We start from the raw sequence: 17,066 nt of genomic DNA, 5'->3' as shown, positions 1-17,066 counted from the left end.
TTCATATTAATTTATATCAATCATCGTGCTTAAAAGAAGTTAAAATTATTTTGTAATTTCTGCTTTAATGTTAGCTAAGAAGTCTTGGAAGCTAATTGTTTCTGAATCTTTTGAGCCGTAACGACGTACATTTACGCCACCAGCCTCTACTTCTTTGTCTCCGATAACAAGCATATATGGGATTTTTTTCATTTGTGCTTCACGGATTTTGTAGCCTAGTTTTTCTTCACGGTCATCCATTTCAACACGTAAGCCCGCTGCAGTTAATTGCTCTTCAATTTGTTTTGCATAATCAAAGTGTGCTTCGTTTGAAACTGGAATAACTTCAACTTGTACTGGTGCTAACCATGTTGGGAATGCACCTTTGTACTCTTCGATTAAGAAGGCAACGAAACGTTCCATTGTTGATACGACACCACGGTGAATAACAACTGGACGATGCGGTTTACCATCTTCTCCAACGTAAGTTAAGTCAAAGCGTTCTGGTAATAAGAAGTCAAGCTGAACTGTTGATAAAGTTTCTTCTTTACCAATGGCAGTTTTCACTTGTACGTCAAGTTTAGGACCGTAGAATGCAGCTTCACCTTCAGCTTCGAAGTAATCTAAGCCAAGCTCATCCATTGCCTCTTTTAACATACTTTGTGCTTTTTCCCACATTGCATCGTCGTCAAAGTATTTCTCAGTATCTGCTGGGTCACGGTAAGATAAACGGAATGAATAATCTTTTAAATCGAAGTCTTTGTATACTTCTAATATTAACTGTACTACTTTTTGGAACTCCGCTTTAATTTGGTCTGGACGAACGAAAATATGTGCATCGTTTAAAGTCATCCCACGTACACGTTGTAAGCCTGAAACAGCGCCTGACATTTCGTAACGGTGCATTGTACCAAGTTCCGCAATACGTAATGGTAGGTTACGATAAGAATGCATGCTGTTTTTGTACACCATCATATGGTGAGGACAGTTCATCGGACGCATAATTAATGTTTCATTGTCCATTTCCATTGGTGGGAAAATAGAATCTTGGTAGTGATCCCAGTGACCAGAAGTTTGGTACAGCTCTTTAGAACCAAGTACTGGTGTATATACATGCTTATAACCAAGAGATAATTCTTTATCTACAATATAGCGCTCAATGACACGACGGATTGTCGCACCGTTTGGTAACCATAGCGGTAAGCCTTGACCAACTTTTTGAGAAGTTGTAAATAACTCTAATTCCTTACCGATTTTACGGTGATCACGTTCTTTTGCTTCTTCAAGCATTTGTAGGTGATGTTTTAATTCTTCTTTTTTAAAGAATGCTGTACCATAAATACGTTGTAGCATTTTGTTATCTGAGTTACCTCTCCAGTAAGCACCTGCTAATGAAAGAAGTTTGAACTCACGTAGTTTGCCAGTCGATGGTGCGTGGATACCACGGCAAAGGTCGAAAAATTCACCTTGATGGTAAATAGAAACTTGCTCATCTGCTGGAATCGCTTCAAGTAATTCTAATTTGTATTCATCGCCGATTTCTTCATAGATTGATTGTGCTTCTGCACGGCTAACATTTTTACGCTCGATTTCTAGGTTTTCAGCGATAATTTTTTTCATTTCTTTTTCAATAGCTGGTAGGTCTTCAGCAGTGATTGGCGTTGGTGCATCGATATCGTAGTAGAATCCACCTTCAATAACTGGGCCAATACCAAGTTTAACTTCTGGGAATAAACGTTTAATCGCTTGTGCTGTTAAGTGTGCAGTAGAATGACGTAAGATTTCCAGTGCTTCCTCATCATCCTGTGTAATAATTGAGATTGTAGCGTCCTCTTCAATTGGTGTTTTTAAATCGACTAAGCCACCATTCACTTTACCCGCATATGCTTTTTTACGAAGTCCTGGGCTAATTGATAATGCTACGTCATCAGTAGATGTACCTTTTGCAAATTCCTTTACAGCGCCATCTGGGAAAGTTAATTTAATCATATCTGACATTTTGTTTGCACTCCTTATTGGTTTGTTGTGATGCATGATTGAAGTCCAAGAATCCCCGGAATTTATCCTTATTCTCTAGGTGTTGGACACCCACTGAAAAGAAACTATATCCGCATTCATCTCACCACTATTTTCCATGAACAGAAATAAAAAAAGCTCCGTCCCTATGAAAGGGACGAAGCGTATGCTCGTGGTTCCACCCTTCTTCCTTCCGACTTTTTATAGTCAGACGAAGCTCAAGGCTAGCTAACGGGCTAGGGACCGGCGAAAGATTATCCCTTTCGCTGCTCAGCAGGTAGTAAATAGTGTGCTCAAACTAGGAAGCTTACAGCCAATGACTTCCCTCTCTAAAAGCCTTACACAAAATTCATGTCCTCATCAATGCATTTGATCAATTATGCCTCGGCATAATTGAGTCCAGAATCGGCTTTGTGCAAGCACAAAGCCGATTCCGTGACATCCGCCGGAGGCTTTAACATCTTTCAGCAGGTGTTTGGACACCTGCTGAAAGATGTTAATTATTATATGTGACAGTATACGCTCGATTGTCATAAAATGCAACTGCCAATCTTACATACGTCTATTTTCCCCACCCATTTTAATCGGTTCTGTCAAGGCTTTGATACGTTCCATAACACGTCCCGCCTTTACGACTTCTATGTCACCTTTCTGTGACTGTGCTAAATGATGCTCCAACTCATCGTAATTAAAATTAGATGTAATGAATGTTGGCAATTGCTCTGCCATGCGGTAATGGAAAATAGTCCCCAAAATTTCATCTCGCGTCCAAGCAGTCATCGTTTCAGCTCCTAAATCATCAAGCATTAGCACTGGTGCCTTTTTCACATAGTCTATTTTTTCATTCAACGTGTTGTCGCCAATTGCATTTTTCATTTCTCGTAAAAATTCAGGCACGAAAACTACAACTGACTTTACTTTAGCCTTCGCAAGTTCATTAGCTAATGCGCCTAGCACAAAAGATTTCCCCACTCCAAATTGACCATATAAATAAAAGCCCTTAGCAGGCAAATTCCCTGTATCTAGTACATTTTGAACAAAATCAGTCGCACGGTTTGCAATATTAATACGTGTATGATCATCAATAAATAAATCACTGATTGTAGCTCGTAGAACATCCTTCGGCATATGCATACTTGCGATCATATTAGCAACATCCCGGCGCTCATCTTCACGTATCTTTTGCTCGCATCGCACATAATCAATTTCAACGGTACTCCGCACTACGCGTAAAGTAGGTAAAAAACCTTTTAAGTAGTTTGTACAACTCTCTGTACTGCCACAGCCACAGCATACTGTAGATTGACTAATAAACTCATGAAGCTTCGGTAAATTACGTTCAACTGATTCATAGCTTAACTCATCTGCATGCTCTGCTAAAAATTCTTGCACACGAGGATTTTCTAAAATTTCTCGACGCATCGCTTCATATCGTTCTTGAAATGATGGTACCTTAATTGCTCTTTTTAATGGTCCATTAATCGGTTCGATTGTCATTCACCTACCTTATTTTGAATATTACCTAATTTCTCTAGAATCTTTTGTCTTTCCTTTTCAAAATCAGTAGTGTCAGTATTTGTTGTATCTTTTAATACTTCCTCTGATTTTTCATTACGCTTATAAAACCAATCTGGTACTTTTTCCTCTCGGCGATTTTTTGTGTAAGAGTTCTTTTTTGCCGAAGACTGGGGTTTATTTTTCCACGTAGTGTACTTATCATGCTCTTTACGTGCTAGTTCCATTGCTTCTTTTGCTGTTTGAATATTTTTACGTACCCAATGATCCGCAATCGTTTCCACATATTTTTTAGGTAGCTTCATATCAGTTGTTAGCATTACATATTCCAGAAGAGCATTAACAACCCCTACTGGCATTCCATGCTGGACAATTAAACTCTCAGCAAGCTGTACGGAAGTCTGTAGAGGTTCTTTGCCATTATTGATATCTCGCAGTACTTGCACTGGGGGAGTCGTCTCTAAATATTGCTGAAGCTCCTGATCCTTTGTTTTTTGGCCTGATTCCTCTATGGATGACGGCTGCTTACTCACTCTAGCAAGCTTTGGTGGTTCTTTTGATACCGTTAGCTTATAAAAATCCGCAGCGGCCTTACGTAAACGTTCCAGTGAAACACCTAGATCATCATCTAATGCCAGAATCACTACTTTTTGCATATCGAGTGCAGTTAAGCGGTATAAAAATGCTAATTTCGCTATTGTTTCACGCACCTCAAATGTTAGTAAGCTTGCCGGTACTAGTTGCTCCGATAAGCCCGCTTGCAGCAGTTCAAAGTCAAACTGGTCAAAATAAAATGGATATACTTTTTGCTGTTTATCCTTGCTACTAGTATCAGCTTGTAAATCAGCTGGAATGTTTGTACTTACAGGCTTAAAAACATCTATGAAGGCACGCGATACATCTTTAAATTCTGCATTTCTTGCAGATGGAATAAAACGCTGACGTAACTTCCGATAAGCTTGCTCCCCTATTTTACTAAATAAAAACATCGAGAGCAGTGGGTCTTTCATAAAGCTATCTGCATCAAGTGGACGTATCAGCTCATATAAAAAGCTTCGCTGGCCAGCATCCTCTTTTTTCCATGTGTGTAACAGACCAATTGCTTCAAGCGCAATACGTGCCTCAAATACTTTGCCAATAGGAAGCCCTAGCACATTCATTAAATAATAATGTGTCATTTGCTGACTTGGCATTTGCTCAGCTTCTGCCCATAGTGTTAAATAAAGGCTGATTGGTTCCGCTCCAATTAAAGGCTGATAAAAAAGCGTTACTAATTGACGTTCCTGCGTAGAAAGTGCATGAGGTAGACGAATGTCAAAAGAATCAGCTGGCTGCAATTCCTTATACAAATGGATCAACGTCATTCACCCTCTCTGTTTCCCTATAATTTCTGTTCTGTCTGACGTTGGATAATTTCTTTAATCTCTTCAATAAAGACATTGATATCCTTAAATTGACGATAAACCGATGCAAAGCGTACATAAGCAACCTCATCGATTTTTGCTAAGCGATCCATTACCATTTCTCCTACATCCTCGGATCGGACTTCAGAATTCCCTATGCGGCGAAGATCTTTTTCAATAGACATTACTAGTCCCTCAAGTACTTCCAGAGAAACAGGACGTTTTTCGCAAGCACGAATAAGTCCACGAAGTACCTTTTCACGGCTAAATTCTTCTCGTGAACCTTCTTTTTTCACTACAACTAAAGGTGTCTCTTCAATTTTTTCAAACGTTGTAAAGCGGAAGCCACATGACTCACATTCACGACGTCTACGAATTTCTTTATTATCATCAACTGGCCTCGAATCCACAACACGCGTTCCGTTAAATTGGCAAGATGGACATCTCATATAATTACTCTCCTGATTTCACAACAATTTAATATTTCTATTATAACAAATTTCCTATGTATAAGAAAAGCGCATTGACGCTAGTGTGCTCATGATAAACCTTGAAAGGCTAAAGTACAAGCATAGATTCTACATTTAAACTAGCTATCTAAATAAAAAAGCACATTGAAATCACTGGGATTTCAACGTGCTCGGTCTAATTATTATTATTATGCATTAACTGTTTTTAAAGCTTTTGCCACTTTTTTCACAAGATCTACAACACGTGCAGAATAACCCCACTCATTGTCGTACCAAGCAAGTACTTTCACTTTGCGGTTACCCATTACCATTGTAGAAAGTCCATCTACTGTAGAAGAGTAAGTTGTTGTATTGTAATCAGAAGATACTAGAGGCTCAACTGAGAAGTTTAAGATACCTTTCATTGGACCTTCAGTAGCAGCCTTCACAAATGCAGCATTGATAGAATCAACTGTTACGTCTGTGTTTAAATCAACTACTAGGTCAACTAATGATACATTTGGTGTTGGAACACGAAGTGCCATACCATGAATTTTGCCTTCTAATTCTGGTAACACTAATTTTAATGCTTTGGCAGCACCTGTAGATGTTGGGATGATTGATTGTGCGCAACCACGTGCACGACGTAAATCTTTATGTGGATTGTCTAAATTCTTTTGGTCATTTGTATAAGCGTGAACTGTTGTCATTAATCCGCTTTCAATACCAAATGTGTCATTTAATACTTTGGCAACTGGTGCTAAGCAGTTTGTTGTACAAGAAGCATTTGAAATAACATCGTGTTTTGCGATATCAAGTTTCTCATCATTTACACCTAAAACAATTGTTACGTCCTCGTTTTTACCAGGTGCTGTTAAGATAACTTTCTTTGCGCCTGCTTCTAAGTGCATTGCTGCTTTTTCACGATCATTAAATTTACCAGTTGCTTCAATAACGATATCCACACCCATTGTTGCCCATGGTAATTTTAATGGGTCACGTTCTCTAATAATTTGAACACGTTTACCATTTACAATTAAAGCATCGCCTGCTGGCTCAACTGTACCTTCGAATGTTCCGTGATTTGTGTCATACTTAATCAAATGTGCTAAAGTTTCAGCTGGATAGCTAGCGTTAATCGCAACGATATTTAAACTTTCTTGCACGATCGCTTGGCGGAAAACCATACGTCCGATACGTCCGAAACCATTAATAGCAACTGATACTGTCATTTATAAAATCCTCCTGTGAGTCATACTCAGATTAATTATATACTTTATGCGAATAGTATAACACAATTTCAAAAAAGATGAACATTATATATTCATAATATTAAAGTTCTTATTTTCTGAAAAATAAAATCGCCTAGATTTGTCCTTATTATGGTATAAACTCACAAAAAAATGCATAGCAAAATGTTCTTGCTACGCATCTATGTTATTAATTATTGCATCAATGAAATTAAGGTGTCATATTAAATAAAGTATGGCTCCTTCGGCAAAACGGGGGGTTGATTTCCGTTCCGGCTGGGCGCTTTCCTGGGGGCGTCCGATGAGCCGCTTCACTCGCGTTGCTCGCTCCAGGGTCTCATCTGTGACGCTAATCCCCAAGGAGTCGCCCAGCCTCCACTCCAATCAACTTCTTCACATAACGTGTAATTCTAGCATGTCACTCTAATTTACAGTGATAAAACTTCAGCAGGCGACGGCACAAGTTGTTTCATTTTGTGCGAAAAGCAAAGCAGAAGCAACGGAAGATGTACAAACGCGTCTCTGTAATAAGTCTATTCTGTTTGACTATTGAGTAGGATAACGCTCACTTTTGAAAAGCTTAAAATAAAAAAAGTTCTACGTATCATTGATTAAAGTGAAAAACTACTCGACTCCCGTTTGAAAGCTCAACGAACACCCTATAAGCACCTCAGCATTCAAAGAAATTCCTTTTTATTTTGTTTATAAAAAATAAGAATGCGTAGCAATATGTCATTGCTACGCATTCTTATTTTTTACGGATTATTAATTTGATTATATACGTCCCAATAGGTCAGGATTTTCTTTAATTGGTGCTCTGTTTGTTCTAGATTTTCATTGTTGTAAATAACCGCATGTGCACCTTTTTCTTTCACTGACATAGGTAACTGAGAACGCATTCGGGCTAGGGCATCCTCCTTCGATAAGTTGTTACGCTCCATTAATCGACGAAGTTGTACCTCTTCACTAACCGATACCACGATAATACGCTCAACAAAATGCTGCAATTTACTTTCAAATAACAGTGGAATATCCATCACAACATCCTTTTCTCCAGCCTCTAAATAAGCATCACGCTGGCGTAACATTTCCTTACGAATAGCAGGATGCATAATATCATTTAACATTTTACGCTTTGCAGGCTCGTGAAAAATAATATCGCCAAGCTTGGCACGATTTAAACTACCGTCTTCTAGCAATATAACTTCTCCAAAATTTTCAGCTATTAACTTTAAAGTCTCCGTCCCCGGTTCTACAACATCACGCGCAACAATATCTGCATCGACAATCGGTAAACCAAGTGCTATCATCATTTTTGCTACTGTACTTTTTCCGCTCGCAATACTTCCTGTTAGTCCGATAATCATAGTTAAATCCCCTTTAATGTTGACAATTTGGGCAAAAGACTGATGTGCGCCCACCTATCGTCATTTGGCTCGTCGCAGTTCCACACGTTGGACACATTTTTTTCCCATACATTTGCAGTCGATTCTGCATACTTCCAGCCTCACCATTGATATTACGATAATCTGAAATTGTTGAACCTCCCGCTTCAATGCTTAGGCGTAAAATTGCGACAATCGCCTCGAATAATGCACGCTTACGCTTTTCACTAATACGGTTCATTGTGCGGGCCGGATGAATTTTTTGAGCAAATAATGCTTCTGTAGCATAAATATTGCCACAGCCCGAAATAACCTGCCCATCCATAATGACATCCTTAACGGCCTTTTTCTCATATTTCGGTAACTTTGATTTCGCAATAAAATATTCACATGCTATTTCATCGAATGGCTCTGGCGCCATTTTTGTTAATGGTGCATGATCCTCAATTTTTGTTAAAAAACGTAATTCACCAAAGCGGCGTATATCCGAATAAATTAAATAGCCACCATCTGCCATTAGGAATGTAGCATGAATATGCTTTTTAAATTTCGCCTCATGGATTTCCTCAGGCGAATTCACCACAAACCATGCACCTGTCATCCCTAAATGACTAACAAGCACATAAGGGACATCCTCTTTCAGCAAATGAAAAAAGATATATTTTGCACGTCTTTCGATTTTTGTAATCGTCATTTGAGACAAGGATATTTCAAATGCATCAGGCTCAGCTTGCTTCACGATACATTGCTTTCCCTCCCCAAAGGAAAAACGAATAATTTCAGATAGTTGAACCTGTTGAATTGTACGTCCTTCAATCTTAGGTTTTAATGCCTGGACGACACCTTCAACCTCTGGTAATTCAGGCATTTTAACCCCTCCTTATTTTGCTTCGTACCAAGTCGCACCGTAGTTGAAATCTACTTTTAATGGTACTGAAAGCTCGATAGCGTTCTCCATAACCTCTGGTACTATTTTTTCAAGCAATGCAATTTCCTCTTTAGGTGCTTCAAAAATTAATTCATCATGCACTTGTAACAGGAGCTTTGCCTGCATATTTTCTTTTTTCAAGCGAGCATCCATATCAATCATTGCTTTTTTAATAATATCAGCTGCACTTCCCTGAATTGGTGTATTCATCGCAGTACGCTCTGCAAAGCTTCGTAAATTGAAATTTGAGCTCGAAATGTCAGGTAAATATCGACGTCTATTTAAAATCGTTGTCACATAACCATTAAACTTCGCATCTTGGACGATATCATCCATATATTGTTTTACACCTGGGAAACTCGCAAAATATTTCTCGATAAATGTAGCAGCTTCCTTACGAGTAATATCCAAGTTTTGCGATAAGCCATAATCACTAATACCATAGACAATACCAAAGTTTACTGCTTTTGCAGCGCGACGCATATTACTATCGACCTCATCTGCTGAGACATGGAATACATCCATCGCAGTACGTGTATGAACGTCCATACCTTCACGGAAAGCTTCGACTAAATTTTTATCCTTTGACATATGGGCCAATACACGCAATTCGATTTGCGAATAATCGGAGGAAAATAATATCCAATCTTCTTTCGATGGCACAAACGCTTGACGAATTTTTCGCCCTTCTTCTAAACGAATCGGGATGTTTTGTAAATTCGGATCAGTTGAGCTTAAACGCCCTGTAGCTGTTAATGCTTGTTGGAATCGAGTATGCACCTTTCCATCCTCTTCATGGATTTCCTTTAGCAGGCCTTCAATATAAGTTGACTGTAATTTTCCAAGCTGACGATACAAAAGAATATGCTCAATAATGGCATGCTCTGGCTTTAATTTTTCCAATACATCTGCTGCAGTGGAATAACCTGTCTTTGTCTTTTTAATAACAGGAAGACCCAGTTTATCAAAGAGGATAACGCCTAATTGCTTTGGTGAATTAATATTGAAGGCTTCTCCTGCCTCCGTATAAATCTCTTGTTCAATTACAACTAGTTTGTCATTTAGTTCCTGCCCCATCTTCTCTAATGTGGCACGATTGACCGTGATACCTTCACTTTCCATTTCCCCTAAAATAGAAGCAAGAGGAAGTTCTAAGTTTTTATAGAGTTCGAACTGTTCATTTTCCTTTAACAATGCCTCAAGCTTTGGCTGTAAAGACCACACAGCAAAGGCTTTGCGGCTTGCATGCTCAGCAAGTGCATCAATGGCTGGTATAGATCGTTTCGCCCCTTTACCATAAACGGTCTCATTTGCCTGCACATTACGATAACCCAGTTCTTTCGCAAGTGTTGCCACATCATCTCCACTTAGCGCAGGATTATTAATATAAGAAGCAAGCAATAAGTCAAATTCCACACCCGCTAAACGTATTCCCGCGCGTTTTAATGCAGCCTGAGATGCTTTTGAATCAGACATATACTTTATTTTAGTAGCATCTTCTAACCAGAGGCGAAGGTCATCTGATTTAGCCGCAATATCAAACGGCACGTACATTGTTTTCGTTCCATCTGTTAGTGCAATACCCAGTTGCTGACATGTATGATAATGCTCGTCCTCTAGCTCCAAGTGCACTGCCATTACATCTTTTAAATGCGCTTGCTTTACTTCTTGCACAATTTCATAGTCAAAAGGTGTTTGTTCCTCTTCTTGGACAGTAAAATCACTTTTCTCTAACAATGATTTAAAGCCAAGCTCCCGCCACACGCTAATTAATTCTTCCTCAATCGGACCATTATAGGCCAGATCAGAAATCGTTATTTCAATCGGCGCATCTGTAAAAATGGTAGCTAGTTTTTTACTCATTAGCGCCTGTTCTTCATTGGCAACTAATTTTTCTTTCATCTTAGAAGCCTTCACCGTGTCCATTGCCGCATAAAGCGACTCGACTGAACCATGCTCTTTTAGCAATTTAACTGCCGTTTTTTCACCGACACCTGGCACACCAGGGATATTATCTGAAGAATCCCCCATTAAACCTTTCATATCAATAATTTGTTGAGGAGTTAAGCCGTATTTTTCTGCAATAAATTCTGGTGTATTTCTTTCAATTTCAGTAATGCCTTTTTTAGTAATATATACTGTTACTTGCTCAGTCGCGAGCTGTGTTAAGTCACGATCTCCTGATACGACGATGACGTCCATATCCTGTGATGAAGCTTCTTTGGCAAGTGTCCCTATAATATCGTCCGCTTCGTACAATTCAAGCTCATATCGCTTAATACCATAAGCATCAATAAGCTTACGTATATAAGGAAACTGCTCAGATAATTCTGGTGGAGTCTTTTGTCGACCACCTTTATATTCCGTAAATGTCTCATGACGGAAGGTTGTCTTACCCGCATCAAAGGCAACCAAAATTTTCGTTGGCTGCTCTTCCTCTAATATTCTTTGTAGCATTGTTGTAAAGCCGTACACTGCATTCGTATGAATTCCACTATCATTCGTTAATAGAGGTAACGCAAAAAACGCGCGATATGCTAAACTATTGCCGTCCAATAATAGCAATTTTTCCTTTGTCATGATTTTATCCTCCTGCGTTGTTGTCTTCTTAATTGTAAAACGAAAACGTATGTTTGAAAATGCCTCTTCCTTTTACTTTATCGAGAAAACGGTTATTTTACCAATCATAACGATGAAAATCGCCAAATTTTCTACATTAACAGTATAACTCAGGGTTGACGACACAAAAAAAGCCAATCACTCATTGTAATTGACTTTTCCGATATTATTCACTAGCTTTAGTTGTCTTTTCTTTGCGATAGAAAATCTCTTCATATATGACTGTCAAAATAAAAGCATTCATAAAGGCAAATACTAAAAATAATGGCATACCACCAAGTTGCGGTTGTGTAAGCTCTGTATTAAACACCATTACAGTGCCGATTTGCGCTAAGAAGAAAATGAAGCCGATCCCAACTTGCCATATAGGACGCTTAACTTTGCGTTTTTCGTACCAAAACATTTTTTTAAATATCTTTCGTACATCCTCAGCAATGACTAAACCTAATAAAAACAAAATAACAAAAAATACTGGTATATGATAAACACTTTTTGTGATCCATGCAAAATCTGATAGACGGAAGAAAAGTGTAAATAACGATGCAATACTACAGGCTATCAATAGATTTTGGAGCCACTTGCTAATTTGCAATTTCACAACTATTACCCCCATTTTTTAAATCTGAACATTATCATTCTATCAGAAAATAGTAATTTACGAAACACAAAATTATAAATTTCTATCATTTTCACAACATATCATTGATATTTAAAAGATTTTTATAAAAAATATGATTAAAAATCTCTAAAACCAGACTAGAAAAATTAAATAGTATAGAAGATTGCAATTATAACTAGATCACTCTTAAAAAGAGCCTCACTTATCTTATTTTGAAGAATTTTTTATCAACGAAATTACCGATACCTTCTAAATATCATGAAAACTGAGATATATTATCGGATTCATTAAACATTTCTTCTATAAACTGCTCATTAGAGATTATATTTATTGTAAACGTATGCCATGCATAAGTTGATTGGAGTGGAGACTGGGCGACTCCTTGGGGATCAGCAATAGTGGAACGAAGGCTAAGAGCATCACATCCTGTGATAACGCCTTCGTGACCAACCTCGTGTTGGCCCGAGACCCTGGAGCGAGCAAAGCGAGTGAAGCGGCTCATCGGACGCCCCCAGGAAAGCGCCCAGTCGGAACGGAAATCAACCCCACGTTATGGTTAATGAGTCTTTAAACCAGTAACTAATATGTAGAAATATATCGCCAGTTTCATAAATGTAAAAAAAGCCGTCTCAAAAAATTTGAGACGACTTCATATATTTATCCCTGCAAGAATAATAGTATTATTTTATATAACCAGATAATATTTTCGCATATGGTGAAGTGGATGGCAAAATAATGACCGTATCTTCACCTACAGTTTTCTTATATGATTCTAATGTGCGGTACAATGAATAGAATTCAGGATCTTGAGAGAACGATTTATTGTAAATCTTAGCCGCTTCTGCTTCACCTTCCGCTTGAATCAATGCTGCATCCTTTTTCGCTGTTGCCAGCATTTCTTGAACTTCCTTATCTGTTTGAGCTTCAATACGGCGTTTCTGAGCATCACCTTCAGATAGGTATTTTTGCGACATTGATTCACGATCCGAAATCATATTTGTAAACACGGATTGCTCATTTTCAGTTGGCAAGTCGATACGACGAATACGAACATCTATTACTTCTATTCCATACTTATCATTTGAAAGTAACTCATTGACACGTGCAGTTACCTGATCGTTGATACTCCCACGTGAAGAATCTTCATCATTAATAATCGCCTTATATTCTATTCGACCAAGCTCTGAACGAATAACTGAATAAATAAACTCTTCCATACGTGATTCTACTTTTTCGATTGTTCCTGCATTTGAAATTAATTGCTTTGGATCTGTTATATGCCAAACCGCATAATTATCAATAATAATTCGTTTTTTATCCTTTGTATTAATTTCTTCTTCAGAAACTTCATACGTCATTTGGCTTTTTGGTAGCTTCGTTACGCTTTGAATAAATGGAACCTTTATTTTCAAGCCAGGCTCACTCTGAAATTTCACTACTTCTCCAAACTGTCTAACAACTGCGTATTCGGATTCTTTAACTATATAAACATTAGAAAATAATATAATGGCAATAGCAAAAACGGCTGTTAATGTTACGGCAAGAGAAATATATTTTTTCGGATTCATCGGGCCTTTTTTCGACATTTTGACCACTTTATCCACTGTATCCTCTTCTTTTGGAGCAGTATTTTTGGATTTACCTGATAAAAAATTGAGGAATTTTTCAAGATCCTTATTTTTTTGGTCCATTAGTTACCGCCCCCTTCTTTTTTCTCCTCTTTTGGTGTCTCCTGTTTCGCAGGTTGCAATGCTTGAAGAGGCAAGTATTTCATTGTACTGCCATCATCATTCATAATATAAATTTGTGCTTTAGGTAAAACATTTTCAAGCGTTTCTAAAATTAAACGCTCACGTGTAATTTGTTTATTACCCTTATATTGCTCATACATTTTATTAAAGACAGCTACATCCCCTTGAGCCTGCTCAATACGGGCTGTTTTTTCACCTTGAGCCTTCGAGATAATAGCATCTTTTTCACCTTCAGCCTCATTAGTACGCTGATTCTTATATTTTTCTGCTTGATTAATTTTTGTATTTTTCATTTCACGTGCGTCTGTAACAGCTGTAAAGGCTGCTCGCACATCTGCATTGGGTAATTCAACATCCTGTAGTTTTACTCCTAAAACACTAATACCAATATCGTATTTTTCAATAAGAGAAACGAGTAAATCTCGTGATTTTGCTTCTATATCCGCTTTTCCCTCTGTTAACGCAGCGTCGATTTTTGAACTTCCGATAATTGATCGAATCGCACTCGACGTAGCGCTATGTAATATTTTTTCTGGATCTTGTGAGCTGAATAAATACTTTTTCGGTTCTGTAATTTTCCATTGAACTACAAGGTCTGTTAAAACAATATGCTCATCCCCTGTAATCATTTTCGTTTCAGCATCATAAGCTTCCAATTCACCTTTTTTATTTTGCTTATAGCCGAACTGTAAACTAAATGTTTCCTTCGATAAAACCGCAACCGATTGTACAGGCCAAGGTAATTTAAAATGTAAACCCGGTTCTGTTACTGTCTCATCGGCACGACCGAACGTAATGACAACGGCTTGTTCTGATTCATCTACCGTGTACCACGATGTAAATACAGCAATAAGTGCAACAATACCGAAAATGCCAAGTACCACCATCATTAGTGACCTTTTCACACTCATGTCTAATCCTCCCTTAAGCTTAGTACTATTGTATACGGGACACTTTATAAAAAGTTTCAAAATATTTTTGACATAAGGAGCAAGCTCACCAAACGTTCCTGCACTGGCCCTCCATCTAAAATCATACCGCACAAATAAAATAGAACCGAAAAAAATCCTGTTACCATTTAAGGCAACAGGATATTGATAACTAGATGTTCAAATGCTGGGAAAAATGTTGTTGATAAAACAATGCTAATTAATGCAGCTACAATCATAGCAAGACTTGCAAAAGTACCTTCTAGCTCACCAAATTCAAATGCTTTAGAGGTACCTGTACCATGTGCTCCCATTCCTAACAGTAGACCTCTAGAGGATGGTCGATGGAAACGACATACTTTAATAACTAACGGTGCTATTAGACTCCCTAAAATACCAGTTACCATAACGAAAACAGCAGTAAGGGTAGGAGAGCCACCAATCATATTGGAAATGTCCATCGCTATTGGTGTAGTAACTGAACGTGGAACTAAGCTATGCACAAGCTCATTATTTAATCCAACTACTACCGCAAAGATAAATGACGATGTAATGGCAACAGCTGAGCCAACTGCAATACTTAGAAAAATTTCAAAAGCATGTTTCTTTAATAGGTTAAAATTTTTATAAATTGGTACCGCAAATGCAACTGTTGCTGGCCCTAGTAAATTTGATAAAATACTGGCTCCTGCAGTATAGGATTTATAGGATGTACCCGTTAGTAGCAAGATTATAATTACCACTAATGGTGTGATCAGTATAGGTGTTAACCATTCCTTCTGATACTTTTTATAAAACATTTTACTAGTATAAAAAACTGCAATAGTACCTAGTAAACTTACTATAGCTATTAAAAAGCTCATGCAGTATCACCTTTCTTTCGTTGCCCTAGCAATTGTGCTGTGAAACCTGTTGCAAACATTACAACTATGGCACTCAACACAATAACAAGCACAGCTTTCACACCTTGCTCACCGAATAATGCAGTATAATCGATTACTCCGATAGCAGATGGAATGAAAAATAGTAATAATTCACTAAGTAATAAACCTGCACCTAGCTCAATCCATTCAAGCTTTATAATATGAAACTGCAAAAGTAAAAACAATAAGACTAGTCCAATTATGCTCCCTGGAATCGGCAAGTGAAGTAGACGTGCAATACTATTCCCAACAAATAAAATTACATAAAGATAGCCGATTTGCACGATACTTTTGACGATTTTCATGGTCATCCTTCTCTCAATTTTTTATCCCGCTTTAGCGGTCAGGAATATAAATCACTTCTAGATAAAGTGGGCTTATTAGCTGACCGTATAAGCCTGATTAGTTCAACAAACAGGTACATTGATTGTTAGTTCATGGTGTCGAATTGTCTTAAAGAAATTAAGATGTCATATTAAATTATGGTTTTTCGGCAAAACGAATGGTTGATTTCCGTTACCGACTGGGCGCTTTGTTGTTGCTGTCGCTACGCTTTCGCACAGATAAAACAATTGCTGACGCTTCGCTTTCGCACAGAGCAAAGCTTCCTGGGGGCGTCCGATGAGCCGCTTGGGCCAACACGATGTTGGTCACGAAGGCGTTATCACAGGACGTGATGCTTTTAGCCTTCGTTCCTCTGTTTGCTCGCTCCAGGGTCTCGGGCCAGCACGACGTTGGTCACGAAGGCGTTATCACAGGACGTGATGTTCTTAGCCTTCGTTCCTCTATTGCTGATCCCCAAGGAGTCGCCCAGTCTCCACTCCAATCAACTACTTCTCTTAGAATATATTTTCCGGCCATATAACTCTAATAAACGATAAAAAATGTTTTTTATACGAAAGCGTATTGCTAACGTAGCGACAACATAAGCAGAGGAAGGAAAGCGAGTAGCCAAACGGAAATTCCCCTCATTTAAAGCTCAACATCATTCTATTTTATCAACACTATGAACTAACAATCAGTACATTGCTTATTAGTTGAATATTATGCTACTATACTTTACACCTATTTGCGTTACGTGTAAAACAGAAAAAGAATCTATCACCAAAAAGTTTGGTAATAGATTCTTCCTATGGCGATAACTAAGCAACACAAATCAATTATACCGAGGCATAATTGCGTCCGGAATCGGCTTTGTGCTTGCACAAAGAACTCCTTTCCGATTCCGTGACATCCGCCGGAGGCTTTGGGCCAACGTGATGTTGGTCACTCAGTCGTTGCCACAGGACGTGGAGTTCTT

13 protein-coding genes are annotated in these 17,066 nt (G+C 38.2%); all 13 read right to left on the bottom strand.

Annotation, left to right across the window (positions count from 1 at the left end):
• Window positions 1-45: 45 nt before the first annotated feature.
• The 13 genes from thrS to ABH968_RS00100 all read right to left on the bottom strand — a co-directional run bounded on the left by thrS (window position 46) and on the right by ABH968_RS00100 (window position 16,071).
• Window positions 46-1,977, bottom strand: a complete 1,932-nt coding sequence (thrS, locus tag ABH968_RS00160) for a threonine--tRNA ligase (protein WP_370041474.1) — start codon at window positions 1,975-1,977, stop codon at window positions 46-48.
• A 570-nt stretch (window positions 1,978-2,547) separates the two neighbouring features.
• Entirely contained in the window at window positions 2,548-3,486 is a 939-nt protein-coding gene (gene dnaI / locus ABH968_RS00155) for a primosomal protein DnaI (RefSeq protein ID WP_370042156.1), read from the bottom strand.
• Between the two features lie 2 nt (window positions 3,487-3,488).
• On the bottom strand, window positions 3,489-4,874 hold the full coding sequence (locus tag ABH968_RS00150) for a replication initiation and membrane attachment family protein (protein ID WP_370041472.1): 1,386 nt from the start codon (window positions 4,872-4,874) through the stop codon (window positions 3,489-3,491).
• 17 nt (window positions 4,875-4,891) lie between these two features.
• Window positions 4,892-5,362 (bottom strand): transcriptional regulator NrdR, encoded by a 471-nt coding sequence (gene nrdR / locus ABH968_RS00145; protein WP_049667519.1) that lies wholly within the window; start codon window positions 5,360-5,362, stop codon window positions 4,892-4,894.
• Window positions 5,363-5,571: 209 nt separating this feature from the next.
• The gene (locus tag ABH968_RS00140; protein ID WP_370041470.1) at window positions 5,572-6,594 is read right to left on the bottom strand and encodes a glyceraldehyde-3-phosphate dehydrogenase; all 1,023 of its coding nucleotides are present in this window, start codon (window positions 6,592-6,594) and stop codon (window positions 5,572-5,574) included.
• A 773-nt stretch (window positions 6,595-7,367) separates the two neighbouring features.
• On the bottom strand, window positions 7,368-7,979 hold the full coding sequence (gene coaE, locus ABH968_RS00135; protein WP_370041468.1) for a dephospho-CoA kinase: 612 nt from the start codon (window positions 7,977-7,979) through the stop codon (window positions 7,368-7,370).
• 13 nt (window positions 7,980-7,992) lie between these two features.
• Window positions 7,993-8,865 (bottom strand): DNA-formamidopyrimidine glycosylase, encoded by an 873-nt coding sequence (gene mutM, locus ABH968_RS00130; protein ID WP_370041466.1) that lies wholly within the window; start codon window positions 8,863-8,865, stop codon window positions 7,993-7,995.
• A 12-nt stretch (window positions 8,866-8,877) separates the two neighbouring features.
• On the bottom strand, window positions 8,878-11,505 hold the full coding sequence (polA, locus tag ABH968_RS00125) for a DNA polymerase I (RefSeq protein ID WP_370041464.1): 2,628 nt from the start codon (window positions 11,503-11,505) through the stop codon (window positions 8,878-8,880).
• A 205-nt stretch (window positions 11,506-11,710) separates the two neighbouring features.
• Entirely contained in the window at window positions 11,711-12,142 is a 432-nt protein-coding gene (locus ABH968_RS00120; RefSeq protein ID WP_370041462.1) for a DNA polymerase I, read from the bottom strand.
• Window positions 12,143-12,843: 701 nt separating this feature from the next.
• Window positions 12,844-13,854, bottom strand: coding sequence for a protease modulator HflC (gene hflC, locus ABH968_RS00115; RefSeq protein WP_370041460.1), 1,011 nt, complete (start codon window positions 13,852-13,854; stop codon window positions 12,844-12,846).
• Window positions 13,854-14,825 carry an FtsH protease activity modulator HflK gene (gene hflK, locus ABH968_RS00110; RefSeq protein WP_370041458.1) on the bottom strand — a complete coding sequence of 324 codons (972 nt, stop codon included), beginning with the start codon at window positions 14,823-14,825 and terminating at the stop codon, window positions 13,854-13,856. Before hflK ends, hflC begins: the two co-directional genes overlap by 1 nt.
• 167 nt (window positions 14,826-14,992) lie before the next feature.
• Entirely contained in the window at window positions 14,993-15,706 is a 714-nt protein-coding gene (locus ABH968_RS00105; RefSeq protein ID WP_370041456.1) for an LrgB family protein, read from the bottom strand.
• The gene (locus tag ABH968_RS00100) at window positions 15,703-16,071 is read right to left on the bottom strand and encodes a CidA/LrgA family holin-like protein (protein WP_100544892.1); all 369 of its coding nucleotides are present in this window, start codon (window positions 16,069-16,071) and stop codon (window positions 15,703-15,705) included. Before ABH968_RS00100 ends, ABH968_RS00105 begins: the two co-directional genes overlap by 4 nt.
• Between the last annotated feature and the right edge of the window lie 995 nt (window positions 16,072-17,066).

The sequence above is a fragment of the Lysinibacillus sp. RC79 genome, from assembly GCF_041262405.1.
GTDB lineage: Bacteria > Bacillota > Bacilli > Bacillales_A > Planococcaceae > Lysinibacillus.
Note: the sequence above shows the minus strand (reverse complement) of the source record. Positions and strands in the feature narration are given on the sequence as shown.

What these genes read in the sequence shown, in the direction of transcription:
- mutM (WP_370041466.1), bottom strand. Translation starts at nt 8,865, where the DNA reads ATGCCTGAATTACCAGAGGTTGAAGGTGTCGTCCAGGCATTAAAACCT.
- ABH968_RS00105 (WP_370041456.1), bottom strand. Translation starts at nt 15,706, where the DNA reads ATGAGCTTTTTAATAGCTATAGTAAGTTTACTAGGTACTATTGCAGTT.
- coaE (WP_370041468.1), bottom strand. Translation starts at nt 7,979, where the DNA reads ATGATTATCGGACTAACAGGAAGTATTGCGAGCGGAAAAAGTACAGTA.
- hflK (WP_370041458.1), bottom strand. Translation starts at nt 14,825, where the DNA reads ATGAGTGTGAAAAGGTCACTAATGATGGTGGTACTTGGCATTTTCGGT.
- ABH968_RS00100 (WP_100544892.1), bottom strand. Translation starts at nt 16,071, where the DNA reads ATGAAAATCGTCAAAAGTATCGTGCAAATCGGCTATCTTTATGTAATT.
- nrdR (WP_049667519.1), bottom strand. Translation starts at nt 5,362, where the DNA reads ATGAGATGTCCATCTTGCCAATTTAACGGAACGCGTGTTGTGGATTCG.
- ABH968_RS00140 (WP_370041470.1), bottom strand. Translation starts at nt 6,594, where the DNA reads ATGACAGTATCAGTTGCTATTAATGGTTTCGGACGTATCGGACGTATG.
- polA (WP_370041464.1), bottom strand. Translation starts at nt 11,505, where the DNA reads ATGACAAAGGAAAAATTGCTATTATTGGACGGCAATAGTTTAGCATAT.
- thrS (WP_370041474.1), bottom strand. Translation starts at nt 1,977, where the DNA reads ATGTCAGATATGATTAAATTAACTTTCCCAGATGGCGCTGTAAAGGAA.
- hflC (WP_370041460.1), bottom strand. Translation starts at nt 13,854, where the DNA reads ATGGACCAAAAAAATAAGGATCTTGAAAAATTCCTCAATTTTTTATCA.
- ABH968_RS00150 (WP_370041472.1), bottom strand. Translation starts at nt 4,874, where the DNA reads ATGACGTTGATCCATTTGTATAAGGAATTGCAGCCAGCTGATTCTTTT.